22 protein-coding genes and 3 pseudogenes are annotated in these 24,387 nt (G+C 69.5%); 18 read left to right on the plus strand and 7 right to left on the minus strand.

What is annotated here, in order from left to right:
* Positions 1-1,684 precede the first annotated feature (1,684 nt).
* Positions 1,685-2,396: pseudogene (locus tag ACFIF2_RS32405) on the minus strand (DUF2637 domain-containing protein); the annotation flags it as partial.
* 208 nt (positions 2,397-2,604) lie between these two features.
* On the opposite strand from ACFIF2_RS32405, the gene ACFIF2_RS32410 reads away from it, so the two are divergent.
* Positions 2,605-4,647: a phosphotransferase gene (locus ACFIF2_RS32410; protein ID WP_395576851.1), complete on the plus strand. Its 2,043-nt coding sequence runs from the start codon at positions 2,605-2,607 to the stop codon at positions 4,645-4,647.
* 972 nt (positions 4,648-5,619) lie between these two features.
* A pseudogene (locus ACFIF2_RS32415) lies at positions 5,620-5,922 on the plus strand (Ldh family oxidoreductase); the annotation flags it as partial.
* A gap of 78 nt (positions 5,923-6,000) precedes the next feature.
* Here the strand turns inward: ACFIF2_RS32415 and ACFIF2_RS32420 are convergent.
* A complete protein-coding gene (locus ACFIF2_RS32420; protein WP_395576852.1) occupies positions 6,001-6,633 on the minus strand; it encodes an HAD-IA family hydrolase in 633 nt (210 codons plus the stop codon).
* 189 nt (positions 6,634-6,822) lie between these two features.
* On the opposite strand from ACFIF2_RS32420, the gene ACFIF2_RS32425 reads away from it, so the two are divergent.
* From ACFIF2_RS32425 to ACFIF2_RS32500, 16 genes and pseudogenes are all read left to right on the plus strand, one after another.
* Complete coding sequence (locus ACFIF2_RS32425; RefSeq protein ID WP_395576853.1) at positions 6,823-8,028, plus strand: helix-turn-helix domain-containing protein; 1,206 nt, start codon at positions 6,823-6,825, stop codon at positions 8,026-8,028.
* A gap of 90 nt (positions 8,029-8,118) precedes the next feature.
* Entirely contained in the window at positions 8,119-8,385 is a 267-nt protein-coding gene (locus ACFIF2_RS32430) for a hypothetical protein (protein ID WP_395576854.1), read from the plus strand.
* A 172-nt stretch (positions 8,386-8,557) separates the two neighbouring features.
* Positions 8,558-9,100 carry a hypothetical protein gene (locus tag ACFIF2_RS32435; protein ID WP_395576855.1) on the plus strand — a complete coding sequence of 181 codons (543 nt, stop codon included), beginning with the start codon at positions 8,558-8,560 and terminating at the stop codon, positions 9,098-9,100.
* Positions 9,101-9,132: 32 nt separating this feature from the next.
* Positions 9,133-9,603: a DUF6415 family natural product biosynthesis protein gene (locus ACFIF2_RS32440; protein ID WP_395576856.1), complete on the plus strand. Its 471-nt coding sequence runs from the start codon at positions 9,133-9,135 to the stop codon at positions 9,601-9,603.
* Entirely contained in the window at positions 9,591-10,022 is a 432-nt protein-coding gene (locus ACFIF2_RS32445) for a DUF6302 family protein (RefSeq protein ID WP_395576857.1), read from the plus strand. Before ACFIF2_RS32440 ends, ACFIF2_RS32445 begins: the two co-directional genes overlap by 13 nt.
* Positions 10,023-10,074: 52 nt before the next feature.
* Positions 10,075-10,272: a DUF5999 family protein gene (locus tag ACFIF2_RS32450; protein WP_395576858.1), complete on the plus strand. Its 198-nt coding sequence runs from the start codon at positions 10,075-10,077 to the stop codon at positions 10,270-10,272.
* Positions 10,269-10,931, plus strand: coding sequence for a hypothetical protein (locus tag ACFIF2_RS32455; RefSeq protein ID WP_395576859.1), 663 nt, complete (start codon positions 10,269-10,271; stop codon positions 10,929-10,931). The genes ACFIF2_RS32450 and ACFIF2_RS32455 overlap by 4 nt, the downstream gene beginning before the upstream one ends.
* A gap of 88 nt (positions 10,932-11,019) precedes the next feature.
* Positions 11,020-11,481 carry a DUF6082 family protein gene (locus ACFIF2_RS32460; protein ID WP_395576860.1) on the plus strand — a complete coding sequence of 154 codons (462 nt, stop codon included), beginning with the start codon at positions 11,020-11,022 and terminating at the stop codon, positions 11,479-11,481.
* 89 nt (positions 11,482-11,570) lie between these two features.
* The gene (locus tag ACFIF2_RS32465; RefSeq protein WP_395576861.1) at positions 11,571-12,593 is read left to right on the plus strand and encodes a thymidylate synthase; all 1,023 of its coding nucleotides are present in this window, start codon (positions 11,571-11,573) and stop codon (positions 12,591-12,593) included.
* Complete coding sequence (locus tag ACFIF2_RS32470; RefSeq protein ID WP_395576862.1) at positions 12,590-13,642, plus strand: nucleoside-diphosphate kinase; 1,053 nt, start codon at positions 12,590-12,592, stop codon at positions 13,640-13,642. The genes ACFIF2_RS32465 and ACFIF2_RS32470 overlap by 4 nt, the downstream gene beginning before the upstream one ends.
* Positions 13,643-14,013: 371 nt before the next feature.
* A complete protein-coding gene (locus tag ACFIF2_RS32475) occupies positions 14,014-14,808 on the plus strand; it encodes a hypothetical protein (protein WP_395576863.1) in 795 nt (264 codons plus the stop codon).
* Entirely contained in the window at positions 14,805-15,407 is a 603-nt protein-coding gene (locus ACFIF2_RS32480) for an exonuclease domain-containing protein (protein ID WP_395576864.1), read from the plus strand. Before ACFIF2_RS32475 ends, ACFIF2_RS32480 begins: the two co-directional genes overlap by 4 nt.
* Positions 15,404-16,000, plus strand: coding sequence for an AAA family ATPase (locus tag ACFIF2_RS32485; protein WP_395576865.1), 597 nt, complete (start codon positions 15,404-15,406; stop codon positions 15,998-16,000). The genes ACFIF2_RS32480 and ACFIF2_RS32485 overlap by 4 nt, the downstream gene beginning before the upstream one ends.
* Complete coding sequence (locus tag ACFIF2_RS32490) at positions 15,997-16,776, plus strand: aldo/keto reductase (protein ID WP_395576866.1); 780 nt, start codon at positions 15,997-15,999, stop codon at positions 16,774-16,776. The genes ACFIF2_RS32485 and ACFIF2_RS32490 overlap by 4 nt, the downstream gene beginning before the upstream one ends.
* Positions 16,776-17,291 carry a hypothetical protein gene (locus tag ACFIF2_RS32495; protein ID WP_395576867.1) on the plus strand — a complete coding sequence of 172 codons (516 nt, stop codon included), beginning with the start codon at positions 16,776-16,778 and terminating at the stop codon, positions 17,289-17,291. The genes ACFIF2_RS32490 and ACFIF2_RS32495 overlap by 1 nt, the downstream gene beginning before the upstream one ends.
* 686 nt (positions 17,292-17,977) lie before the next feature.
* Positions 17,978-18,766, plus strand: a pseudogene (locus ACFIF2_RS32500) (ABC transporter); the annotation flags it as partial.
* Positions 18,767-18,926: 160 nt separating this feature from the next.
* Here the strand turns inward: ACFIF2_RS32500 and ACFIF2_RS32505 are convergent.
* The 5 genes from ACFIF2_RS32505 to ACFIF2_RS32525 all read right to left on the minus strand — a co-directional run bounded on the left by ACFIF2_RS32505 (position 18,927) and on the right by ACFIF2_RS32525 (position 24,337).
* Positions 18,927-20,111, minus strand: a complete 1,185-nt coding sequence (locus ACFIF2_RS32505) for an IS701 family transposase (RefSeq protein WP_395576883.1) — start codon at positions 20,109-20,111, stop codon at positions 18,927-18,929.
* Between the two features lie 164 nt (positions 20,112-20,275).
* Positions 20,276-21,115, minus strand: a complete 840-nt coding sequence (locus ACFIF2_RS32510) for an alpha/beta fold hydrolase (protein WP_395576868.1) — start codon at positions 21,113-21,115, stop codon at positions 20,276-20,278.
* Positions 21,116-21,803: 688 nt separating this feature from the next.
* The gene (locus ACFIF2_RS32515) at positions 21,804-22,949 is read right to left on the minus strand and encodes a serine hydrolase domain-containing protein (RefSeq protein WP_395576869.1); all 1,146 of its coding nucleotides are present in this window, start codon (positions 22,947-22,949) and stop codon (positions 21,804-21,806) included.
* 46 nt (positions 22,950-22,995) lie between these two features.
* Complete coding sequence (locus ACFIF2_RS32520; RefSeq protein ID WP_395576870.1) at positions 22,996-23,469, minus strand: Dps family protein; 474 nt, start codon at positions 23,467-23,469, stop codon at positions 22,996-22,998.
* A gap of 34 nt (positions 23,470-23,503) precedes the next feature.
* On the minus strand, positions 23,504-24,337 hold the full coding sequence (locus tag ACFIF2_RS32525; RefSeq protein ID WP_395576871.1) for an alpha/beta fold hydrolase: 834 nt from the start codon (positions 24,335-24,337) through the stop codon (positions 23,504-23,506).
* Positions 24,338-24,387: the final 50 nt, after the last annotated feature.

Genomic DNA, 24,387 nt, shown 5'->3' on the forward strand with positions numbered 1-24,387 from the left:
GGAGCCACCGGAGTGCGAGCAGGCAGGGCCGAGTTGGCTGCGCTCACGTGTCCAGCGACCTGCCTGGGGGCACCGGTTTCTGACATCTCGTCCGGACGCACGCTCCGTACGTGACCGCCCTCGGCGATGGCGCCTACACCCGACCAGACCGCAGCTGCTGAAGAGGGCAAACAGCACGCCTCAGAAGCGGTCCCGGGCACCGGCCGAACTGTTCTGCGACCGCATCGAGCGAACGAGGACGGCTGGTAAACCCACGACGAGCACGTGGCCGCACGGTTCGTCGCGCCGCGCCCGGCCGCCACCAGGAGCAGGCAGCCGGGAGCTGCGGGAGCCTGTGCTACCCGTGAAGGCCGCAGGTGCGCAGCACCGCCGACGGCAAAGGCCCTCATCCCCGTCGCGCGAGCCCTCAAGCAACGCGGGGCCTCCACACTCTCATCATTCTTGGTGATCTGGTCTGCAGGTGGCATCCGAGGTGATCCGCAGCGACCACATGGGCGCGCCGCCTCGTCCGCGGAACGGCCGCGGGATCAGTGCTGGGAGTCGGAGTGGTGACGGATGAGGATCTGCCAGCGCCGCTCGAATTCGTCGGCGTGCTCGTTGACGTAGGCGGTGGTGATGGGTTTGTTGTACTGGCCGGTGATTCCCTGGGCTGCGCAGTGCCGTGCGACGGTGTCCGCGCCGGGGTTCTCTGTGGTCGTCCGGTGTTTGGCCCAGACGTTGTAGACGCGGGAGGGCAGGAAGTAGCGGCGCAGGTTCGCCGGGCTGACCGGTTTGCCCCCGCGTCCGTGTATGCCGTGCTGTGCGAGGTGGGCGGACAGTTCCTCGGCTGTGGGTTCGACACCGTGCTCGGCCTGGTACTCCATCCATCCGAGGTAGTAGCGGTCGGCCGTGGTCAGGACGGCACTCCCCGCTGTCGCAGCGTCCGGTCCCGGCGTCGGCTCGTCGATGAGCGCATCCACCCGAAGGCTGCGCCTCTCCTTGGCGGCCTGAGCCCCCGCTGGGGCCGTCTCGGGCTCCTGTGGTGCGGTGGCTCCGTCCGCGTCCTGTCCGAAGGGCTCATCGGCCGGTGCTTCGGCATCCTGTCCGCCGGCGGACTCCTGTTCCTGGAAACGGTCGACGAAGTCGGCCAGATCGTCGCCGGTGATGGGGCGGCCGCCGTCACCCGTGACGGCATCCCGCTGGTAGACGAACGCCGCCAAAGCGTCAGCATCCGAAAAGGCGCCATGCTCATCGGCGTAGGCGCGCCAGGCGCTGTGGAAGTAGTCGTACCAGTCGACGGAAGCATCGGCCGGCTCCGGCTCATCAAAGTCCCGCGGCTCCCCGGCCGGCGCCGCGTAGCGCTGCCGGAGGGCCAGGAGGAGGGGTTGTACCTGGTCGTCGGCGAGGGGGTTGCCTGCCGCGGTGGTGATGCCGTACGTGTCGCGGAGCCACGAAGCCCACTGCATGGGCGTCGGCTCGACCCGGTAGCGCGCGAGGAACGCCTGGTAGGCGTCGGCGAACCGCTCGGCGCCTTCCCCGCCGGCGGCCGCCGCACCGTGCGGTCGCTCGGGCGCCGCTGCCAGATGCTGTGCAGGGCGTGCCCGCGAGATCTCCGCCGGCGTCGGCCCGTCATCCGGTGCTCCGCTGGGGGTGATGCTGTCGGGCTGGTCGGCGGGTGCGGGGATCCGTTCGACAGTGAAGAGGACCGGTGGCTCCTCGATGCCGGCGGCCGCCAGGCCGGCCGGGGCGGTCTGCGCCAGGGGGACGCCGTAGCGGGCCAGGCGCAGCGGCATCAGGGACTCGACGGGGGCCTTGCGGCGCCAGCCGCGGCCGAACCGCGAGCGCAGCCGCGCCTGGTACACCAGGCGCTCCTGCTCCAGCTTGATCACCTGCTCGTAGGAACGCAGCTCCCACAGCTTCATCCGGCGCCACAGCAGGAACGTCGGCCCCGGGGAGAGCAGCCAGCGGGTGAGGCGGACGCCCTCCATGTGCTTGTCGGCGGTGATGTCGGCGATCCGGCCGATCGCGTGCCGGGCGGCCTCGACCGAGACCACGAACAGGACGGGGATCACCCCGTGCATGCCGACGCCGAGGGGGTCGGGCCAGGCGGCGGCCCCGTTGAACGCGATCGTCGCCGCCGTCAGCAGCCACGCCGTCTGCCGCAGCAGCGGGAAGGGGATGCGGATCCACGTCAGCAGCAGGTCCAGCGCCAGCAGCACGCAGATACCCGCGTCGATGCCGATCGGGAAGACGTAGCTGAAGTTCCCGAAGCCCTTGTCCAGCGCCAGTTCCCGCACCGCCGCGTACGAACCCGCGAAACCGATCCCCGCGATGACGACGGCGCCGAAGACGACCACGCCGATAAGAACGCGATGTACCCGGGTCAGCTGAGGCGCCTCACCCGTCCCCGCAGCCACGTCCCACTCCCCCCTCGTTGAACCTCACGACTGATCAGGTCTCACACTGTCACGATGAGCGACGTGCTGTGACCCCCCGGGGTGCGGTTCTGGAGCGATCGTGTGCGAAAGGTGATCGCCTCGCTTCCGAGGGCTTTCCAGAAGGTAACTGGCGCGGCAGTGTGTTCAGTTGACGGCCAGGGCTCACGCCTGGGGCATCAGTTCCGACATGGCAGCGGGCGGCGGTGAAGGGCTCGTGCCGCAGTGGTTCGGTGGTCGGCCGGTATCCGCCGGGAGCATGGGCTGCGGCTGCGTCGCCCCGGAGGAGCGCGGCGGCCGCCTCGCCGCCCGCCTCGCTCAGGAGAGGGTGCGCGCCTTGCAGGATCAGGGCGCGGTCCTTGCCACGCTGTGGACGGCCTCCAACGGCTACGTGCGGCGGCTGGGCTGGGAGGCCCCGGCGCAGGTGTTCTCCTGGACGGTGCCGACCGTCGCCCTCAAGCAGGCCACCGCCGACACGATGGAGATCACCCACGGCGACAGCGCGCAGCTCGCGGCCCTGCGGGATCGGCTGGCCGGGCGGTGGAACGGCCCGTGGCAGCGCCCCTCGTGGTGGGGTACCTGGCAGCAGGAACGGCATCCGGACCTGGAGACCTACGCGTTCGCCGGGCACGGGCGGGAGCCGAGCGGCGTCCTGACGGTGGCGACGCGGCGCACCCCGGACGGCCGGCAGCTTGTCGTCCACGACTTCTGGGCCGCCGACGCTCCGACCTCCGACGCGATGCTCGCCTTCCTCGGACGGCACCATGGCCGCATCCCCACCGTGGTGTTCGAGCGCACCGGCCTGCCGCCTGGCCCGCTGCTGCAGCAGCGCCTCGTGAGCGTCGGCACGGCGACGGCCAGGGCCTGGCGTCCGTGGATGCTGCGCGTCCTTGACCCCGCCCGCGCCGTCGAGCTATGCGGCTGGCCCGGGGACCTGGAGGACGAGTTCGTGCTGGACCTGGCCGACCTGGATGGCGCCGGCATCGGCCGCCACACCCTGAGCATCAGCGCCGGCAGCGCCCGCCTCACCCTCGGCGGCGAGCAGCGTGGCCGTACCGCCGCAGTCACGCTGACGATGGGGCAGTTCTCGCTCTGGTACGCCGGCGGCTACCGCAGCCTGGCTGCCGCCGCGATGGGGGGTCTGCACGGGGGGACTCCGTCCTCGCCCGCCTGTTGGCCGCCACCGCCGACCGGGAGCCGTGGCTTGCCAATTACCTCTGACCCTCGCACCCCGCTCATCATCTGGCCGTTGAACCGGCAGGAACCGCGGCGCACCCCTGGCACCCGCGTGTACCGCCCCACCGCATCCACCCGCTCCACGCACCTTCGGAGACCTACCTTCATGCCGACCGCCAAGCCCTTCCCTCCCGAGCTGCGCGACTGGGTCGCCGGCCACCTGCCCGGCCTGGACGCGAACGAGGACCGTTCCTGGCCGCGCAGCACCTCCCTCGTGTGGCGCGTGAGCGCGGCCGACCGGGACGCCTACGTGAAGATCAGCCCCAGCGACCTCGACTTCGAGCGCGAAGTCGCCGGATACGCCTTCACCGCGGCACACCTGAGCAAGAAGGAGGCGCCGCGACTGCTGGCCTGCGACCCGGGCCTGCGCGCGATCCTCAGCACGCCGTTGCCCGGCCGCGTCGTACGAGACCTGCCCCTGGAAGCCAGCATCGAGCTGCGCCTGTACGAGGCCGCCGGGCGGCTGCTGCGCCGCTGGCACGACGCGTCCGAGCCCGGCACGGCCGCGGACCGCGCCGCGGTGCGTTCCGACATGGAGGACAAGGCCCGTGAGGCCGCCGACTGCCTGGAGGATGTCGCGCCCTACCTGGCCGCCGACCGGCTTGCCTTGGTCAAGGCCGCGTCGATGGAACTCCCCGGCCTCGCCGAGCATCTGCCGCTGGTCTACCGGCACGGCGACTACGAGACCCGGAACTGGCTGTACCACGAGGCCACCGCCCGTCACGGTCTCATCGACTTCGCGATGGCCGCGCACGGCGTCGCCGCGTCCGAGTTCGTGTGGCTGTGCGGCGCTATCTGGTCCGTCCGCCCGGAGCTGCGCGAGGCGTACTTCACAGGCTACGGCCGGCCGCTGACGGCCGAGGAGGACCGCCTGCTACATCTGCTGACCGTCCGCCTCGGCGTGTCCTACCTGCGCAACGGCCTCTCCAAGAACCACGACGAGCTCGTGACGCGCGGGCACCTCGTCCTGGACCGGATGGCCGCCCGCCAGCCCTAACCCGCACCGCGCGCGGACCCGGCACGCGCCCGGGGCCGGGTCCGCGCTCTCCTTCCCCCTATCCCGCAGCGATCCGGATCAGGAGGTGCCTAATAAATCTCGTGCCCGGCCTGCCCGCCCTCGCCGTGTCCGCAGTGTGCAGCGGCGTCCCGCAGCCGCTGCGCACTGCCGTCGAGGCCGCTGCCGGGCCGGTCCTCGACACCGTCGAGGCCGCGGCGGGCAGGACCGCCCGGCTACCCTTGTCCCTAGACGTTCCCGGGCGCCGGTTGTTCCTCGATGCCATTCCGCTGTCCCACCGGTACGCGCCCGCCCTGGGCACCAAGGCACGCCTCATACCCGCGCGCTCGCGCCCAGGCTGCTGCGCCACGGCACCGCCGACGCCTGGCGGGGGCTGCTGTTCCAGCACTTCGGGCCGGGCCGCCGACCTGTCGCCGGGCTCGGCGTGCCGTGACGCCGCCCGCGCGCTGCGACGCCTCGCGGTCTTGCCGGCTCCCGTCGCCGCCACACTTCGGGCCGAGGACCGCTGGGCGCACCTCGGTGCCGGCCTGGAACTCGGCCTGCTGGTCGGCGACCGGTTCGTGCACACCGATCTGAACGAAGGGACCATCCTCGTCCAGGGCGACGACAGCGCCTGCCTGCTGGACACAGCGTGGCCCGGGCGCGGCACCGGGGGTCTCAGCGCCAGCTTCCTGCTCGCGCAGCTGAACGATGCCGGCACCCCGGCGGCCGATGCCGAGGCGTGGGCCAGCTGGGCGCTGCCCGGCTGGGCCTCCTCCCCCACCGACGCGCCGACACCTTCGTCGCCGCGCTCACCCGGCGACGCGCCGAGCAGGTTGCTTTCGTCCTCCGGCCCGCTGTGCCGAGCGAGAGGGGCAGTTGCGCTCCGTCATGACCTGACACCGCTTCCGCACCCGCACCTGAACCACGCTCCCTCCCCCACCTCCTTCTCCTGCCACCGCCGAACGGAGAACCATGTCCGACACCGCCACTCCCACCTGCGGCCCGGCGCCGTCCGAACCGGCGAGCGTACAGGTGCCAATCGCCGAACTCGAGGACCTGATGACCCGGATCTGCGCGGCCGCGGGCGTACCCGACAGCGCGGCCCGCCGGGTGGTCGATCACTTCCTGACCGGAGAACTGCACGGCAAGCCCTCCCACGGGCTGGCGAAGTTCGCCTTCGAATCCCGGTTCTTCCCCGAGCGGCAGGCCCCGCCCGAGATTGTCCGCGAGCGCGGAGCGTTCGCCGTCGTCGACGCGCACCGCGAGATCGGACCGCTCAGCGCCGACATCCGCGCGCTGCGCGTGGACTCGTACGGCATCGCCGAGCGGCTGCCTCTCTGCGGCTGTCGTAGATCAGGCGGCCGTCGCGCGCTCCAGCAGTGCGTCGAGCTGCGCGGCCGTCCCTTCTGGGTCCGTCGTGTGGTGGATGGTCCGGATTCCCAGTGCTTCAGCCGGCGGCAGGTTCTCGGCGTGGTCGTCGACGAACACGCACTCCGGCCCCTCCAGCCCCAGCGCATCGAGCGCCCGCTGGTAGATGAACGCCGACGGTTTCCGGACACCTTCCCGCTCGGACAGGATCACCGCGTCGAACGCGTCCTCCCACATGCCCAACGCCTCGTACGGGTTGTAGGGCTCCAGGCCGAAGCTGTTGGAGAGCATCGCCACCTTGATCCCGGCAGCGCGAGCGCGATCCGCAGCCGCCACAATGGCTGGCTCGGGGCGGAGGTGAGCGAGCGCCCTGCGCATCAGGTCGGTGGGGTCGATGCCGAGGATGCCGCCGATCACCTGGTTCCAGTCTTCCTGTGTGGCCTCTCCGACTTCGAGCTTCGAGTACACGGCCACGCCTTCGGGGTTCTCGTTGAGGGCGTGGAAATAGGCGCCGGGCTCGAGGCCCTCGGACCGTTCGAATGCCTGGCCGTTCAGCCGCATGCGTGTGGTGAGGACTCCGCCGAAGTCGAGGATCAGGCCGCGGTAGGAGGAGGACAAGAGGGGCTCCTTGCGAGACGCGCGTCGTAAGGGCGGTCCCCCGCCGATTTCGGCAAGAGACCTTTGAGGGCCCTCCCACAGGGGGAGAGACATCCAGTATCCCCCCTCTGGACGGCCAACCGGCCTACGCTGGTTTGGAGCGCCCTACCCCTGCGGAGGACAGGCCAAATGATGTTAAATGCACGGGATTTGTTCACTATCGGCCAACGGGTCAAGTACTACCGTGAGCGGCGCGGACTGGCCCAAAAAGGTTTGGGTGAGCTGATCGGCCGTTCGGAGAACTGGGTCTACAAGGTAGAGCACGAGCAGATCCCGATCGACAAGCTGTCCCTGCTCTTCGATCTCGCAAGGGTTCTGCGCTGCTCCCTCGAAGACCTCACGGGCGGGTTCCTGTCCGGGGTCGGAACCGGCCTAGACACAGAGCACGAGCACGTCCCCGAGATCCGCAGTGCACTGTCGCTGCCCTCGTCGTTGCTGCCCGCTGCTGTCGGTTCGGTCTCCGTCGACGACTTCAAGAAGGACGTCTCCGACGCGTGGATGGTGTACGAGACCCAGTGCAAGGGCCGGTACCAGGACGTAGGCGCGCGCCTCCCCGTACTCCTCCGCCAGGGGCATGCAGCCCTGCGCGACGCATCAGGCCCGGACGAGCACGTGGCGCTGCGCCAGCTCGTCAGCCTGTACGGGCTCCATCAAATCTGGCTTCGCCGCGTCGGGGAACCGACCCTGGCCCGCATCGCCGCCGACCGAGGCCTGTCGCTCGCCGACAATTCCGGCGACCCCGCTCTCATCGCAGCCGCCGCCTGGAACCTGTCCTGCGTCCTCACCTCCGCCGGCGAAGTCCACGACAGCGTCGAACTCGCGCGGGCGACGATCGCCAACTGCGCCCCCAACGACGACTCGCACACAGCACACTGGTCCGCGTACGGGGCACTGCATCTGCAGGCAGCCGTCGCCGCGGTGCGCGCCACGAAGGGGCCCGCCGCCTGGGATCTCTACCGTGGCGCGAAGTCCGCGGCCGAGCGCGTCGGTTCGGACCGCAACGACTGGCACACCTGCTTCGGCCCCACCAACGTTGCCATGCACGAGGTGCACTTGACCGCCGAAGAGGGCAACGCGAGCGAGGCCCTGCGCCTGGCGGACACGGTGGAGATCAACCCCGAGCTGCCGTTGGAGCGTCGTACGCGGTACCTGATCGAGGTCATGAACTGCAATCGCATCCAGCGTGACGACTACGCCACCGTGCACGTACTCACCAAGCTGATGGAGCAGTCACCCGAGGAGATCGTCTTCTCACCGCTGGTCAGGGAGGCCGTGACCGACCTGCTCAAGCGTGAGCGCCCCCTGTTCCGCGATGATCTACGCAAAGTGGCCACCCACATGGGTATCGCGGCTTGACCCTGAACAAGCCGTTCCGACCCTGAACCCCAGTCAGCCCTGAATTGGGTTCAGGGTCGACCTCGATAAATGGCCCTACGTTGTTGAGTCATGACGAAGGGTCACCCCACGGATGAGGCCTCCGCCGCATCCTTACCCGCACTGCGGGTAGAGCGCGCGGAGGGCACTCCGCTCCACCACACCCAGGCCGGCCGGATCGCTGTCCCGCTCAGCTTGATGCGCGGAACGCAGCGAGTCGAAGACCTGGCGCTCGTCCTCACGGCCGAGCAGATGGAAGCCTTCTACGAGGAGATCGGCGCGATCCTCTACCCGCGCCGTGTGGCCGACCCGGCACCGGCGGCGGAGGCCGCGTCATGACCGGCCCGCGCCGTACGGCCAGCGACCGCTTCCGGCGCCTCGCCCTGGCCGATGCGGCTGCAGCCCCCGGGTTCCCGGAAGCCCCGCCTCTGCACCGCCTCCCCCTGCAGCAGAGTCGTCGCGGGCAGCTCTTCGCCTCCATCAGTGAGCCGGAGACCGGGAGGCAGGGCAGATGACCACCCCCACCCAGACCCTCGCCGAGCGGATCACCGCCTTCCTGGACGGCATCCCCTCCCCCCACTGGCCGGCCCCCGCGGGCAGTCGCCTCAACGACTCCTGGTGGGACTTCACCGAACCGCCGCAAATCCCGGCGAACCGACAGACGCGCCTCGTCCAGCTCTGTCGCTCGACGCTCGACGCCGCCATCGCGCTCCCGGAGGCGCCCTACAAGGTCCTCCTGTACGCCAACACGATGGTGGACGAACCGGCCCACGCCCTCACAGCTGCAGAGACATACGCGCACGACCGCGGGTGGCATGTGGTCGGTCGCTTCGTCGACGCCACCACGGACACGCAGCCGTGGACGCGCGAGGAGTGGCCGAAGGTCCTCCGTCAGCTCCGCGGAGGCTTCGCGCAAGGCGTGGTGACCGACGGCCGGTCCGCGGTGTCGACTGCGGATGAGCCGTACGAACAGACCTTGCGCTGGCTCTCCGACCACTTCAGCTTCATCGCGCACGCCAGGCCCACCCCCCTCGCTTCGGTGGTAACGCGGTGACCTCTCCCTCACCCCCCGAAGGAACCGACCCCATGCCGCCTGCCGCGACAGCCACAGAGCGCATCGCCATCCGCGAACCCGGCACGAGCTGGCGCCGACCGTCCTGGACGCAGCGGGAAGAGGACCTGCAACGTATCGCCGTGCTGCTCCGCGCGGGCCTTCCCGTCGACAAGGCGTTCGACGACGTCGCGACCGTCGTCGGGGACGAGTCCACCCCGGATGAAGAGGCGATCCCGGCCCTCATCGAACGTTTCCTGGGCACCGCCACCTCGCCCGGCCACCTCGCCGTCCTGGTCGACGCCGTCGAGAGAGAGCGGCCCGGCAACGACCCTCGCGAGCGAGAACGGCGCGTCTCCCGAGCACGACAGGTCGGGGTGCAGCCGGTTTCCGACGCCGCCGGAGGTCCGCTCGGATACCTCCGACGCCTGGCTTCCGTCGCCGAGGATCTACTGGAGATCCTTCTGCCCGACGACGAGGCGGAGGCGGCCCCGTGCCCCTCGTGACTTCGGTGACGGAGCCGACCATCACCGTGATGCCGCCAGCCGAGGCCTACGACTTCGACTACTTCAGTGCCCGCGTGGACCCCGAGCTGCTGTCAGCCAGCATCGCCATCCGCGTGTTCCGTATTCCGCTCCTCGCCGTGCCAACGGGCGCGACCAGGCGCGGCGGATGGTTCGGCGTTGACAACCTTGCCATCGCGCTCGCCGTCCGAGACGTTCTGGCGCCCTTCAGCGGGTTCCCCGATCTGCGCATCACGTGGCACGACGCCCCTCGCAGCGCCTACGCCGTCGAGTGGGGCGACCGTCCGCCAGCCACGTGGTCGGACGATGACGAGCGTCTTGCCTTCTACGGCCGCACGTGGCCCGACCACTCCCGCGCCCCCTCTTCGGCTGTCTCCGGCTGTTCCCCCGCAGCTTCGTAGGACGGCCGAAGAGGGCCCCAACCCGTCTCGCACGTCCGGAAGGAAGACCTTCATGTGCCGGCACGAACGCCCCTGTCCCACCGCGCACGCGGCCGATCGTGATGCGGCCGCCATAGTGGCCCGCTACGACGAACAGGGCTGGGCGCTTTTGTGCAACGGTGTCGTCCGTTTCGACGACACCGGCGAGGTCCTCCCGGACGGTCGCATCGTTGCCCCGCACCGGCCCGTCCCTGCGGGCGTGAGCGCATGAGCACCGCTATTCCGACCACGTTCACTTGGAAGGGCGTGCGGGTGCCGTACATCGCACCCTGGACCGGTGAGATCCGGGAACAGCCCCGGCTCGAGAGGCGCCCGCTCAACAGGGGCGGCGGCATCGCGTACGCCGACGAGCACCGGCTGTACGACCGTCACGCCGGCATCCTGTGGCTGCGCATGGGCGCGGTGCGAGGCGCCGGCACACCGATCCTCGCCGGAGTCAACTCGCAGCGCCAGCGGCAGGCCATGGACCGCCAGCTCTGCCAGGTCTGCGGAGCAACGACCTACGGCCGCCCGGACGGAACTCACCTCTACCTCCTGGCCGAACGGGAGGGCAGGCCCATCACCGAAGGTGAGCAGACCGCTTCCCCGCCCATCCACGAGGACTGCGCCGTTGAAGCCCTGCGGGACTGCCCGCACCTGCGCGAGGGTGCCGTCGCCGCCCGCGTGGAACGCCCGGAGCCGTGGGGCATCGCCGGGATGCTGCACGACCCGGCGACCCTCGCGCCCCGCCCGTCCACCAGGCGCGGAGGACTGACCTTCCTGCCATACACGTCTCTCAAGCTGCTGTGGGCGGTGGCCCATCTCGATGTGGTCTCCCTGCACGGCTGCAAGCCCGTGAACCTGGACAAGCTCCTGGCGCTCACGGCCTAGACCGCCGGCGGTCCGACGCCTCCCCCCTCCCCCGTGGCCCGGACCGTCGGCCTGTACGCCCCTTCCCCTTCCAGACCAGGAGAGTGCCTTGCCCACAGTCTCGAAGACCTCTTGCGCGGTCCTCACCCTCGCTGCGGTCGGCGTCGTGCAGATCCTGCAAGCCGAGCGCTACCACCGCAGGAAGCTGGCCCTGCACGCAACCGAGATGCACCAGGCGTGGCTATCCGAGATCGCATCGAACGAGGAACTGCGTGCCGCATGGTGGGCGCCGGACACAGACGCATCGTCCAGCGGCAAGTACACACTCCTCGTACAAGCCAACCGGCAGGTGTGCCTGCTCTCCGCGAAGTTCCGCGCGGGCCTGCTCGACCGTCGCACGCTGCGAGTGCAGGCGAAATGGCTGATGGAACGCGAGCTTGGCCGCGCGTACTGGGCTGAGTTCGGCGCCTTCCGGGAGTCCGAGGCCAAAGACCGCGTCGACCGGGCATTCAACCGGGTCCTGGCGGACGAGTACACCGCCGTCGCCCCGGCGGACACGGTCACCGCATGAGACCCGCCGGCGGCCCGGTGCCCTCACGGCCCGGACCGTCGGCGCTCCAACCACCCACCGCACCACCGTCCCCTGAACAGGAGGGTGTCTTGCTCACCGCACCGACCTTTCCCAGCGTGGAAGGCGCGTACGTCGCCTTACTGCAGCTCGCTACGAAGGAACCCGAGCACCAGATCGACGCACGGGGCAACGCGGCCCGCGAGGTCGTCGGCGTCAGCTTCCGCCTGCCCGACCCCCGGCAGCGGCTGCCGTACCTGGCTCAGCGCAAGGCCAACCCGGTCTTCCAGTTCGCCGAAGCGCTCTGGTACCTCGCCGGGCGCCGCGACCTGGAGATGATCGGCTACTACGCGCCGTCCATGCGTGCCAGCAGCGCGGATGGCATCCACCTCGGCGGATCCGCGTACGGCTACACCCTCTTCCACCCTGCCGACGGGGATCACTCCCCCTTCGATCTCGTCAGTGAACTGCTGCTGAACGAGCCGGACAGCAAGCGCGGCTACCTGCCCGTGTTCTCGGCATCCGAGCTCGCAGACCGGTCCAACCCGGACGTCGCCTGCCTGGCCGGCCTCCACCTGCTGCCGCGCGAAGGTCGCCTGCACATGGTCTGCAACATGCGGGCGAGCGATCTCGACTGCGGCCTGCTGTCCGACGTGTTCTCCTTCACGATGATCCAGGAGTACGCGGCCATCCAGCTCGGCCTGAGCCTGGGCACCTACACCCACACAATCGGCTCCGCCCACGTCAACGACCACAACGCCGACCGCGTCCGTCGCGTCCTGGAGGAGGCCGCCACCGGCCCCGCGGTCAGCTTCGCCTTCCCGGCCATGCCCGAGGACACCACCGCGGCGACGCTCGAACGCCTCCTGGTCCACGAAGAAGCGCTGCGCACCAACGAGCTGCGCTACACCGCCTCGCACATCCAGAACCGTCTCGACCTGCATCCGTACTGGCAGCAGGTCGTGATGCTGTTCGAGCTGTACCGACAGATCCAGCACGACCAGGTCGAGGCCGTCGACCCGGAGCTCCTGCAGGCCCTGGACCCGGGCCTGCGCTGGCTGATGGTCCGCAAGTGGCCGGCCTGCGCCGCAGCCGTCGACGGGGGCGCGCTGTGAGCGGGGGCAAGCCGATGAGCGGCGCCGTGGTGGAAGGGGTCGACTTCGACCGGTGGGCCGTCATCTTGTGCAAGCCGGACGCCGTGACGCGCGGGCTGACCTCGCGCATCCTGGAGATGATCTCGTCCGCGGGCTTCACCGTCACCGACCGCATGGACGTCATCGCCCAGCCGTGGCAGGCCCACGTCGCCTACCGGGACATGCTCGCCGACACCGGGCGCCGCGAGATGCGCGACCTGCCCGCGTACATCGACGCCGCCTACGCGGGCAAGCCCGTCACGCTGGCCCTGGCGCACGGTGCGCCGGGGATCCACGCCCGGCTGCGGCAGCTCATCGGCCACACCGACCCCACCCGCGCCGTGCCTGGGACGATCCGCGGCGACCTGGGTGACGACAGCCTCGCCGTCGCCCGCGGGGAGAGCCGGCTCGTGCGGAACCTGGTGCACACCTCCGACGACCCCGAAGGGGCCCGCCGCGAGTACGGCACCTGGTACGGGCCGGGCCGCCGACTGCAGATCAGCGACTTCGACCGCTGCTCGGTCGTGCTGTGCAAGCCCGACGCCGTCGCGCGGGGCCTGGTCGACTCCGTGCTGGACCGGATCGCGGCCGCCGGCGCCACGATCGCCAACCGGATCGACGTCACCGTGCAGCCGTGGCAGGCGCACGTGCACTACTGGGACCTCTTGGTGGATGCCGACTGGTTCCCCGACCGGGACATCCCCGCGTGCCTGGACGACGCGTACGCGGGCAAGCAGGTCACCATCGCCCTCGCGTACGGCGCCCCCGGCATCCACGGCCGGCTGCGCCAGCTCATCGGGCACTTCGACCCCACCCGGGCCGCCGCCGGCACCATCCGCGGCGACCTCGGCAACGACAGCCTGCAGGCGGCGCTCGATCAGAAGCGCCTCGTGCACAACCTGGTGCACACCTCCGACGACGCGGACGCGGCCCGCCGCGACTTCGGCACCTGGTACGGCGCCCGCCGCCGCGTCCTGCTCACGGCCCCGTCGCCCAGCGTTCCCCTGCAGCCCGTGCGCACCCACCGCTGACCGTTCTCTGTCCTGGAGGCCCCTCGTGACTGCACCGTCGATACCGCGCCGCCGCCCGCTGCCCCTCCTGAGCGCTGAGCAGATCAGCGGCCTCAACCCCGGCCTCGCCGACGTGATCGAGTACCGCAAATCGGGTCTGTCGCTGAACCACGTCGTCGGCTGCCCGCTGGACTGCGGCTACTGCGTCCGGCACCTGTTCGGCAACTTCGAGATGAAGACGCCGCGGGCGCTGATGAACGACGAAGCCGCCGTCGCCCTGCTGGTCGGCCATCCGTACTTCCGACCGCACAAGACGCCCATCCAGATTTTCAACCGGGCCACCGACCCGATGCTGGCTGACCAACCACGTCCTCGTCATCACGCGATGGCGGGTGAGCGCGGAGGACTGCGCCGTCCTCAACTCCTTCAAGAACCTGCGCCTGACGGTCCTGGTCACCCACTCCGGCATCGACCATCCGGAGATCGAGCCCGTCAACTCCACGTACGCCGCCGACAGCCTGCGCATGCTCTACGAGCACGCCGAGAACTACCGCACCGTCCTGTGCTGGCGGCCGATCGTGCCCGGCCTCAACGACTCCGACGAGCACATCGAGCGGGCCCGTGAGCTGTCCCTGCACGCGCACGCCACCGTCTTCACGGGACTGTTCTTCCGCGACGAGATCAAGGCGTACTACGAGAGCCACGGCATGCCGGTGCCGTACGAGGACACGGCCCGGCGCAAGATCATGCCTGAGCAGGCGGAGCAGCGAATCCTGGACGCCTTCGACCTGCACAAGGCCGCCGGCGGCGCCGAGTGGGGAACGCTGTTCCGCAAGACGAGTTGTGGCGTGGCCTACGCCTGGGGAGAGGCCGACTACAACGGCCACTACGGCGTCAGGGAGCTGTGCGACATCTGCCCGCCCGAACAGATCGCCCTGTGCAAGAAGGCGTGGGTGAGGCCGCCCCTGGACGCCGTCGTGCACGAGGCGCGCGCCCTTGGTGCGACCGGCGACGTTGAGGTCAACGACCGTGCCATCGTCGTGGAGGGACTGGATGAGCCGCCCCGCTACTACCTGCAGCACGGCTTCGGCTACCAGTGCCACGACCGGAGCAAGCCCCACCACTACCGCCAGCACGGCCGGGCCCCCATCGGCTGGAAGGCGGAGGACGGACCCAAGACAGCATGAACTTCGCCACCTGGCCCGCGTTGCTCGTCGTCGACGTCGAAGGCAACGGCACCAACCCGCCCGACCTCGTCGAAACCGCCGCGCTGCCCGTGCGGGATGGACGCCCCGACAAGAGCACCGCGGGCTGGTGGCTGACCCGCCCGAACCGCCCCGTCACCCCCTTCGCCACCCGGGTACACGGCCTGACCAACACCGACCTCGCCGACAAACCAACCTGGGCCGACGTCGCGGAACGGGTACGCGCCTTCCTTGGCAACGCCTGGATCTGCGCGCACAACGCGCACACCGACTACCGCGTCCTGGCCGCACACCTGCCCGGCTGGGAGCCCGCCGGCGTCCTGGACACCCTGCGGCTGGCCAAGGTCGCCTTCCCCGACCTCGGCAAGTACAGCCTGGACAAGCTGATCGAGCACGTACAGCCCGACCTTACCGAGGCGCCCGGCGCCCGGCACCGGGCCACTTTCGACGCCTTCGCCACCGCGCAGCTCTTGATCGCCATGGCCTCCCGCTACGACACCTGGGACCAGCTGGTCGCCGCGGCCGTGCCGCCCGGCCTGCCCGGCTCCCCCGAACCAGAAAAGGACCCCACCCTGTGGTGACTTCCTCCACGCCGCTGCGGATCGCGGTACTCGGCACCCACTCCACGGGCAAGACGACGCTCCTGAAGCGCATAGAGATGGAGCTGCGCGGCCACGGCCTCACCGTCGCGCGCACCGGCCGCCTCGGCAAGCGCGCCGCTGCGGCCGGCCTGCCGAAGATGCACCATCACACCGTTCAGTCGACCGAGTGGATCATCGCGCAGGGCATCCTGGACGAGACCCATGCCGCCGCGCAGGGCGCCGACGTCGTCCTCATCGACCGCGCCGCCCACGACGCCGTCGCTTACTTCGAGGCCGCGATGGCGTTCCGGGCGGAGACACCGACCCGGCTCGAACGCGAACGGCTCCTGACCCTCGCCTCCACGCAGCTCCCCAAGTACGACCTGCTCTTCGCAACCGTGCTCGACGAGACCGTGCCCGTCGACACCAGCCACGACTACGACGCCGGTTTCAGGCGCCTTGTTGACGACCGCGTGCACCGGCTCCTGGCCAACGACGTCATCCCCCATCAGCGGGTGACCAGCGCCCCAGACAGCCAGGCCCACGCCGTCGACGTCGCCGTCCAGCGCTGCCTGAAGGAGGAGCTCGTATGATCCCCTCTCCGCCCGCCGGCACCATCACCATCGCCGACAAGACCGTCTCCCGGCTCGGCTTCGGCACCATGCGCCTGACCGGCCCCGGCACCTGGGGCGACCCGGACGACCGCCTCATGGCACTCACGGTGCTGCGTCAGGCCGTGCACACCCACGGCATCATCCACATCGACACTGCCGACGCCTACGGCCCCCACACCGTCGAACACCTCGTCCGCGACGCGCTCTACCCCTACCCCGACCATGTGCTGATCGCCACGAAGGTCGGCATGGTCCGGCCCGCACCTGGACAGTGGAAGCCCCTCGGCAACCCGTTCTACCTGCGGGCCTGTGTTGAAGCGAGCCTTCGCCGGCTGAAGACGGAGCGGCTGGAGCTGTGCTACCTGCACCGCATCGATCCCGAAGTCGCGCTCGACGACCAGATCGCCGTACTGCACGCCCTGCAGGACGAAGGGAAGATCGGGCACATCGGCCTCTCCAAGGTCACCCCCGACAACATCCGGTACGTCCTCAAACACCGGCCCGTCGCCGCGGTGCAGAAGGTACTGAACACCACCGACCGCGACGACCCCGCCGTGGAAACGTGCCGCGACCTCAACATCCCGTACGTGGCCTACCGACCGCTCGCCGCCGGCGCCCTGGCCCACACCCACGGGCCCGCCGCGCCTCTGAACTGGCTTCTCTCCCAAGGCCCACACGTCACCCCCATCCCCAGTACCAGCCAGCCCTGTCACCTGGACGAGATCGTGGCAGCCGTGCAGGACGGCCCGGCCTGATGCCCACCGCAACAGGCACCGCACCGGCGCCCCGCCCTCACGCCCTCCACGAAAACTGGAAACCGCCCGTGGTCGGCGTCTGCCTCCTCCTGCCGGTCGGCTCCGACTGCCTCGCCATCGCAGACCTAGAAGGCATGATCATGCTGCCCGTCGGCACCGTCGACGACGGACAGACACCGGAACACGCCGCCCAAACTGTCCTGCCCGGCCCACGCAGCCACCTCCTGAACCTGCGTCACGTCGCGGTTCACGAGGTACAGGCACGCCGCAGAAAGGTCATCACACACATCCTGGCAGCAGCCACGGCAATGACCTACAACACCGTGACCGCCCTGCAGTACCGCGATCCCCGCGCCGTCCTACGAGCCATTCCCACCCTCCAGTTCCTCGACCAGGCTCCACCACCAACCCGTGCCCGCACCATCGCCGCGCTACAAGCCCTGGCTACCGGTACCACCACACACCTCAGAACAGATTGCATACGGGCCCGACCATTCACCAGCCTCGCGCCGTAGAGCACACCGTCGCAAGGCAACTGGCCTCCTCCTGCCCTTCACCCACAGGCACCAGCACACAGGAACGATGCCCGCTCCCATGCAGTCCGATGAGCCGGCTATGACCGGTCCCAGTCGCTACACAGCCTTGCTGCCCCGCACGCCGCAGACGGCAGCCCTCGCCCAGGACTTCGTCTCCAGCGTCCTTGCAGTCTGGGGAATCGACGACGCAGACAACGCCTGCCACCACAAACTGTCCGCGCTCCTGGCCCACGCAGACCACGCCACACACCCGACGGTGACGGTGAGCATCGAACGCCAGCCAAATGGCAGGGTCCGGATCGAGATCACACACAAAGCGGACTGGGAGCCGGCGTCCTGTCCGCCCACCACCATGAGGTGCTGACGGCCGCGGCCGGCCACGCCGAGCCAGAGGTGGAAAGGCTGCTGCAGGACGAACCAGACCCCGGCCAGAAAGGGGACCACGGGGATGGCCCGCCGTGCTGCCCGCGCCGTTCGGTGGCATCGGCGTTTCGGCCATTTCCTGTCCGCAGCCGCTCCGCGCGAGACCAGGGTTCCCACGACCGCGGGGACCCTGACGCAGGGAATCACGGGCTTTCCAGCACGACCGAATGACGTGTGTTCGATATCGCAACCGCGTCGTTAGACCTCACGACTCTGCCGCAGCGACCGTCCTAGGGGGAACGATGACCTCGGCCATTACGCAAGATGAGCCGCCGCAACCACCCAAGGGGACCGCGCCAGACGGCGAACCGCAGGATGCCGGTGTTCGAGAAGAGGAATACCTCTACCGCGACGAGTCGAGACTCCAGGCCGGCTCCCTGCTGACCTCCCGCACCATGGCGCGGCGCCTGCCCTCGCTGGTGCGACGCTCGGTACAGATGGCCTGGCGCGTGGACCGCGGCGCCACCATCGGCCTGTTGATGTGCCAGATCGGAATCGGCGTCCTTGCGGCCCTCGGTCTCCTGGCCGTCACGGGCACGATCACCGCGCTGGTCTCCTCGGGCGACCTCACCGAGCGGCTGTGGGACGCCGCCCCGCAACTGGCCGTGATCGCCACCGCCGCCGGCCTGCGCGCGCTGCTGGGCATCACCGTCGTCTGGCTCACCGGGCGTCTGCGTCCGGTGCTCGGCCGGGCGGCGGAGCTGACGATGATCGAGGCCGCGCTCGGCGCGGAACTGGCCGCCAACAACAAGCCCGGCTACAACGACGCCTACGACATCGCCGACCGCGGCGCCCAGGTCACCCCCGACCTCGTCGAAGAAGCACAGGACGTGCTCGCAGCCACCGCCACGCTCACGGCCGGCGCCACCGTCCTGACCGTCCTGCACCCCCTGCTCCTGCCCCTGCTCTTCCTCGCCTGCCTGCCGCAGGCCGCCGCCTACGTGCGCTCCGCCCGCGTGCTCTACCTCGCCGGGCTGGAGACCTCCGGACGGCGCCGGATGCTGAGCAAGCTCCGCTGGCACATGGCCTATTACTGCAACGGTGCTTGTGCTGATTGCTGACCAGTTCAGGGACTGTGTCCGCGTCGCTTGTAGTGACTGATGCGGGCTTGGTGCTGGCGTCGTCGTCGCCAGGTCGACCAGTGCAGGATGTGGTCGGCCGGGGTGGGCCGACGGTTGGTGAGTCGGGTGATCAGGCGTCTGATTTCGGCGAGGCTGAGGTGGATGAGCTGGGAGGATCCGTTTCTGCTTCGTCCGCGTCCAGCTGGCGGGCCCGCAGGACGGTGAGGCAGGCGTGGGCGGCCATGGCCAGGGTTATGTGGCGGTGCCAGCCGGGATAGCGGCGGACCTGGTAGTCGTCCAGGCCGCATTCCTGCTTCGCGGTCTGGAAGCACTCCTCGACCGCCCAGCGGCTGCCGGCGATGCGGATCAGCTCATCCAGGGTGGTGTCGGCGGGGCAGTAGGCGATGTAGTAGGAGATCTCCTCGGGCCTGCTGACGCTGCGGCGGGCCAGCACCCAGTGCCGACGGTCCGGCCGGTGCCAGGGCCTGACCTCGACGCGGGCCCAGTCATAGATGCGCCGGCCGTGGGCCCCGTCGCCGCAGGAACGGCGTTTCCACTTCTGTCTCGGCAGGCCGGGAAACAGCTCGTGCACGGGGTGGTCGAGTGCCCAGCGGGTGACGACGGTGTCATGGCGGGTGGTGGCCATGACGTGGAAGACGTCCGCCTGCTCGAGCTCGTAGCGCCAGCCCTTGGAGAAGCCGTAGGCGGCATCCGCCGTCACCCAGCCGAACGGAATCTTCTCGGCGATGGCCCGGCGGACCATCGCCTTGGCCATCGCCACCTTCGTCTCAAAGGCGACACTGTCGTTGATGCCCGCCCGACGGCAGCGGTCCCGGTCGTCCGTCCAGGAGGTGGGCAGATACAAGCGGCGGTCGATCAGGGTGCGTCCGCGGCTGGTGGCGTAGGCGAGGAACACGCCGATCTGGCTGTTCTCGGTGCGTCCGGCGGTGCCGGAGTACTGCCGCTGGACGCCGGCCGAGCGGACGCCCTTCTTCAGAAAGCCGGTGTCATCGACGATCAGGACGGCATCCGGATCTCCGAGGTGTTCCACGACGTAGTCACGCACGTCGTCCAGGACCTCGTCGGCGTCCCACTCGATCCGGTTCAGCAGCCGCTGAATGCGGTCGGGACCCGTATGCCCGGCCTCTTCCGCAAGCGTCCAGCCGTTCTTCCGCTCCAACGGCGCGATCAGCCCTCGCATGTACGCCAAAGCGGATTGCCGCGGCTCCTCCCGACTGAACCGGTGCACGAACCGCTCATGCAGAGCGCTCAGTTCACCCACCCACAACCTGACATCAGCAAGGTCCCCACCCATGGCCACACCAACGAACAAGATGGCCAACAGTCACGGCAAACACCGTTGCAGTATTAGCCACCAAAACTGGAACCTCAGCGGTGGGGCAGGTCAACCTGTCACCCGAACCTGCATCAGGCCCGCTGTGCCGTGATGTGCGATGAGCGACAGGGCGGGGCCCTCGGTCATCGGATCGTGTGGGCCGCCTGCTCGATGATGCGGGTGACGGCCTCGGGGCGAGATACGGATACCGCGTGTGACGCGTCGATGGTCGTCGTGCGGGCATTGGCGCGGGCTGACATGAAGCGCTGGGCGGCCACTGGGATGTTGCGGTCCTCCGTGGTCACCAGCGACCAGGAGGGGATCGTCTTCCAGGCGGCCTGGGTGGACTTCTCCTCCAGGGCGGCGGCAGCGATCGGACGCTGCCCTGCAGCCATGAGCCTGGCCTTGTCTTTCGGCACGTCTGCGGCGAACTGGCTGCGGAACTTCTCGGGCTTGATGTACACGTCCGCGCCCCGATCACCGTCGGGCAGGACGTAGTTGACGGACTCGACGGCTTGGCCGAGGGTGCTGCCGGGGAACTTGTCCGTCAGTCCGATCGAGCTCTCGCCCTCGTCCGGCAGGAAGGCCGCGATGTAGACCAGTGCCTTCACTTTGCCCTCGAGGCCTGCGGCGGCCTGGCTGATGACGGTGCCGCCGTAGGAGTGACCGACCAAGACCACGGGGCCGTCGATGTGGTCGAGGACGCTGCGCAGGTAAGCGGCATCGGTCGCGGGACCACGCAGCGGGTTGGCAGCGGACACCACCGGGTAGCCCGCACGCTGCAGCCGGGCGACGACACCGTCCCAGCTCGCGGCGTCGGCGAACGCTCCGTGTTCCAGCACTATCGTCGGACGTACGGGGTGGTGGGGCGTAGCGTCGGCCGCAGCGGGCAGGGTGACGGCGGCGACGGACAGTCCGACGGCTGCGGTGACACCGAGCAGCGCGGGTCTGCTGCCCGGTCGGACGAGGCGGGTGTTGCGCATGTGTGAAATCCTTCTTGTGTGATGGATGGTGCTCGACGGGCCGAAAGGCGATACGTGTGGGCACGTCGAGAAACTGGGCTCGGGTCGCTTCGCCGTACCTGGTTGGTGTGCCTCCGTCTGCGCCACGTGAGCAGCGCGGATCGGAGCGCTGGTGGGCGGCAGCCGGCAGTGGCCGGAGAGCGGTGGCCGGGCTGCGGCCCGAGGGTGATTCTGAGGCTTCGGCCTCGCCCGTCCACCGGGCGAGGAGCGCCGTCGTCCTGTCGTTACGAGGGGCGACTGGACAGGAGCCGTCGGCGGACTGCTCGTTCGCGGACGTGGATGGCGGTGCGACGCGCCGCGGGCAGCGGCTTCCCGATGTAATCAAGCCTGTGACCGAGCCGGTGCCGTAGCCCTCACTCTTCGGGACGATTGCCGCGTCGCCACCTGGGTGCGGAAGCTGCAACTCGGATGGGGGAGCGAGCTCTCCTCCAGCTGGATGACGGCCGCTCACTCACGTTCCTGGGCAATGTTTTCCCGGAGTGTGGTCCGTGTGCGGCGCCAGATCATAAGTGCTGCGAGTGCGACGGTGTCGAGGTAGATATGAAGCCGTTTCTCGGAGCGTGTGGCAACGGCGCGAAAGGTCTTGAGACGGTTGCCGGCACGTTCGACGGTGTGCCACAGCTCCGCGCGCGGAGCTTACGGCTACACCTCAGCCGGTACGCTGCAGGACTTCGTAGACGTGCCTGAGGTAGCTGTGCGTGCGCTCCGAGCCGAGGATCCCGTCGCCCACCCGGTTCATCGTGTACGAGAACGTGACGCGCCGGTCGAGGTCCATCATGACGATCGAACCGCCCCGACCGACCCAGAAGCAGATTCTCCCGGTGGGCATGTGCGGCATCGTCCTCGGATCGGCGAGTGCGTAGCCCATGCCCCAGCGGACGGGAACACCCAGGAACAGGTCGACTCCGTCGGCCTGTACGTCGAACACCTTGTCCACCGTCTCCTCGGAGAGAAGCCGGCGGCCGTTGACTTGGCCGCGCCGCGAGATGACGGAGAGCGCTCGGGCCAGGCCACGTGCGTTGCCGTGTCCGTTGACGGCTCCGAGTTCGGCGGAGCGCCATTGCGGGGTGTCGACGTGCTCGTCACGTGCGGGGCTTCCGAGCAGCGTCCTGGTGAAGATCCCCTCGGGATCAAGACCCGTGGGTATACCGCCTAGCTGCGAGGGGGCCACCAGATCGGCGATACGCGGCCAGTCGGCCCGTCGCGCGCCGATCTGGACATCAGCTTGCGTCGGTTCGGCGATCTCGGTGGCAACGAACTCCGTCAGGCTACGACCGCTGGTCCGCCGGACAAGCTCTCCCACCAGTTGCCCTTGGGTCTGCACGTGGTAGCCCGAAGCGGAGCCCGGCTCCCACCAGGGTGCCTGCGCGGCCAGCCGGGCACTCGCGGTAGGCCGATCGTAGAGATCCTCCATGCAGAAGGGCTGCTCCCAGCCGGAGAGTCCCGAGGTGTGGGCCAGGACGTGACGTACCTCGATGTGCTCCTTTCCCTGGGCGGCGAACTCGGGCCAGTAGTGCGCGACCGGGCGGTGCAGATCCAGCGCGCCCCGGTCGACGAGGATGAGAGCCGCGAGATTGGTCAGGGTTTTCGTGGTCGACCACATACTCACCAACGTGTCCCGGTGCCACGGAACGGTCCGTGCTTCGTCCGCGTGGCCACCCCACAGATCGACTTCCATGACCCCGTCCACATCGACGGCGATCGACGCCCCCAACTCCTCGCCGGCTTCCAGGTGCGCCCCCAGCACCGCTCGTACCGGTTCGAATCGGTCTGTGCTCGTTCCCTCGACGCCCATGCTCTTCTCCACTTCGGTCGACAACTGTGAGGCTCTCGCCCCCTGATCAGGCCCGGTTCTCCGCCTGGAACATCCAGCTCTGCTTCTCGAGATCGGCCGTCAGTCCGACGAGGAGATCCTCGGTGACGACATCCACCGGGCCCAACGCGACCATGCGCTCACGCAGCCTTTCGGTCACGGCAGAGAGCGCGTACACCAAGGCTTCGACGGCGTCACTGTCCTTGGTCCAACCCGGCGGAAGGGCGGGCACGCCACTGGCTTGCGCAACGGTCCCGGCCCGTCCGTCCGGACTGACGCCCAGGGCGGCCGCGCGCTCGGCCACCGTGTCGGCGTGGTTCCGGGCGACGGTGGCGGCCTCGTCGAGCTGCACGTGAACCGAGCGGAAGCGCGGGCCGTACACATTCCAGTGAGCCTGCTTGGCTACCAGGGACAGGTCGAGAAGGTCGGCCAGGGTCGCCTGCAGCGCTGCACCCGCGGTCTCGCGGTCGCGCTCGGGCAGAGGGTGGTTGACAACCGGCACAGGAGTGCGGTCCTTTCGTGACAGGCGCCGGCGCTCAGGCGGCGAGGAAGTCGAGCAGGGCGGCGTTGACCTCGGCCGCGTGGGTGAGCAGCAGCCCGTGCGGAGCGCCGTCGATCTCGACGTACCGCGCGTCGGGCAGGCGGCGGCGGAACTCGCGGGCCGTGGCGTCGATCGGCAGGATGCGGTCGGCGGTCCCGTGCAGGATCAGCGACGGCACGTCGACGCGCTCCACGTCGGCCCGGAAGTCCGTCAACCACGCCGGGACGCACGCGTACGCCGCCATGGGCGCCGAGTCGATGGCGGTGGCCCAGTTCGCCCGCAGCGCGGCCTCGCTCAGCCGCGACCCGAGCGTCTCGTCGGTGTTGAAGAAGTCGACGAAGAAGCTCTCGTACCAGGCGTAGCGGTCGGCCTCCGCCTGCTCCGCGATGCCGTCGAAGACGCTCTGCGGCACACCGGTGGGGTTGTCCGGCGCCTGCAGCAGGAACGGCTGGAGCGAACCGAGGAACGCCGCCTTCGCCACCCGCTCCGAGCCGTGGACGCCGAGGTAGCGGGCTACCTCGCCCGAGCCCATCGAGAACCCGACGAGAACCACGTCACGCAGGTCCAGCTCCGTCAGTACGGTGTCCAGGTCGGCGGCGAAGGTGTCGTAGTCGTAGCCCGTCATGGTCTTGCTCGACCGGCCGAAGCCACGGCGGTCGTAGGTGATGACGCGGTAGCCGGCCTTGACCAGCGCATCGGTCTGCTTCTCCCACGACTGCCCGTCCAGCGGGTAACCGTGGATCAGGACGACGGGCTGCCCCGACCCGTGGTCCTCGTAGTAGAGATCGATACCGGTCGAGCCCTCGGTGCCGACGGTGATGGTTCCCATGGTGTGCCTTCCCGCCCGTGCGCCGTGTGCGCACCGGGCATGGCACAAAC

This window comes from Streptomyces sp. BK79, from assembly GCF_044142145.1.
Lineage (GTDB): Bacteria > Actinomycetota > Actinomycetes > Streptomycetales > Streptomycetaceae > Streptomyces.

Excerpts from the sequence above, each read along its gene's own strand:
- ACFIF2_RS32410 (WP_395576851.1), top strand. The coding sequence starts at position 2,605 with ATGGCAGCGGGCGGCGGTGAAGGGCTCGTGCCGCAGTGGTTCGGTGGT.
- ACFIF2_RS32430 (WP_395576854.1), top strand. The coding sequence starts at position 8,119 with ATGACGAAGGGTCACCCCACGGATGAGGCCTCCGCCGCATCCTTACCC.
- ACFIF2_RS32435 (WP_395576855.1), top strand. The coding sequence starts at position 8,558 with ATGACCACCCCCACCCAGACCCTCGCCGAGCGGATCACCGCCTTCCTG.
- ACFIF2_RS32440 (WP_395576856.1), top strand. The coding sequence starts at position 9,133 with ATGCCGCCTGCCGCGACAGCCACAGAGCGCATCGCCATCCGCGAACCC.
- ACFIF2_RS32450 (WP_395576858.1), top strand. The coding sequence starts at position 10,075 with ATGTGCCGGCACGAACGCCCCTGTCCCACCGCGCACGCGGCCGATCGT.
- ACFIF2_RS32455 (WP_395576859.1), top strand. The coding sequence starts at position 10,269 with ATGAGCACCGCTATTCCGACCACGTTCACTTGGAAGGGCGTGCGGGTG.
- ACFIF2_RS32480 (WP_395576864.1), top strand. The coding sequence starts at position 14,805 with ATGAACTTCGCCACCTGGCCCGCGTTGCTCGTCGTCGACGTCGAAGGC.
- ACFIF2_RS32490 (WP_395576866.1), top strand. The coding sequence starts at position 15,997 with ATGATCCCCTCTCCGCCCGCCGGCACCATCACCATCGCCGACAAGACC.
- ACFIF2_RS32495 (WP_395576867.1), top strand. The coding sequence starts at position 16,776 with ATGCCCACCGCAACAGGCACCGCACCGGCGCCCCGCCCTCACGCCCTC.
- ACFIF2_RS32505 (WP_395576883.1), bottom strand. The coding sequence starts at position 20,111 with ATGGGTGGGGACCTTGCTGATGTCAGGTTGTGGGTGGGTGAACTGAGC.
- ACFIF2_RS32510 (WP_395576868.1), bottom strand. The coding sequence starts at position 21,115 with ATGCGCAACACCCGCCTCGTCCGACCGGGCAGCAGACCCGCGCTGCTC.
- ACFIF2_RS32515 (WP_395576869.1), bottom strand. The coding sequence starts at position 22,949 with ATGGGCGTCGAGGGAACGAGCACAGACCGATTCGAACCGGTACGAGCG.
- ACFIF2_RS32525 (WP_395576871.1), bottom strand. The coding sequence starts at position 24,337 with ATGGGAACCATCACCGTCGGCACCGAGGGCTCGACCGGTATCGATCTC.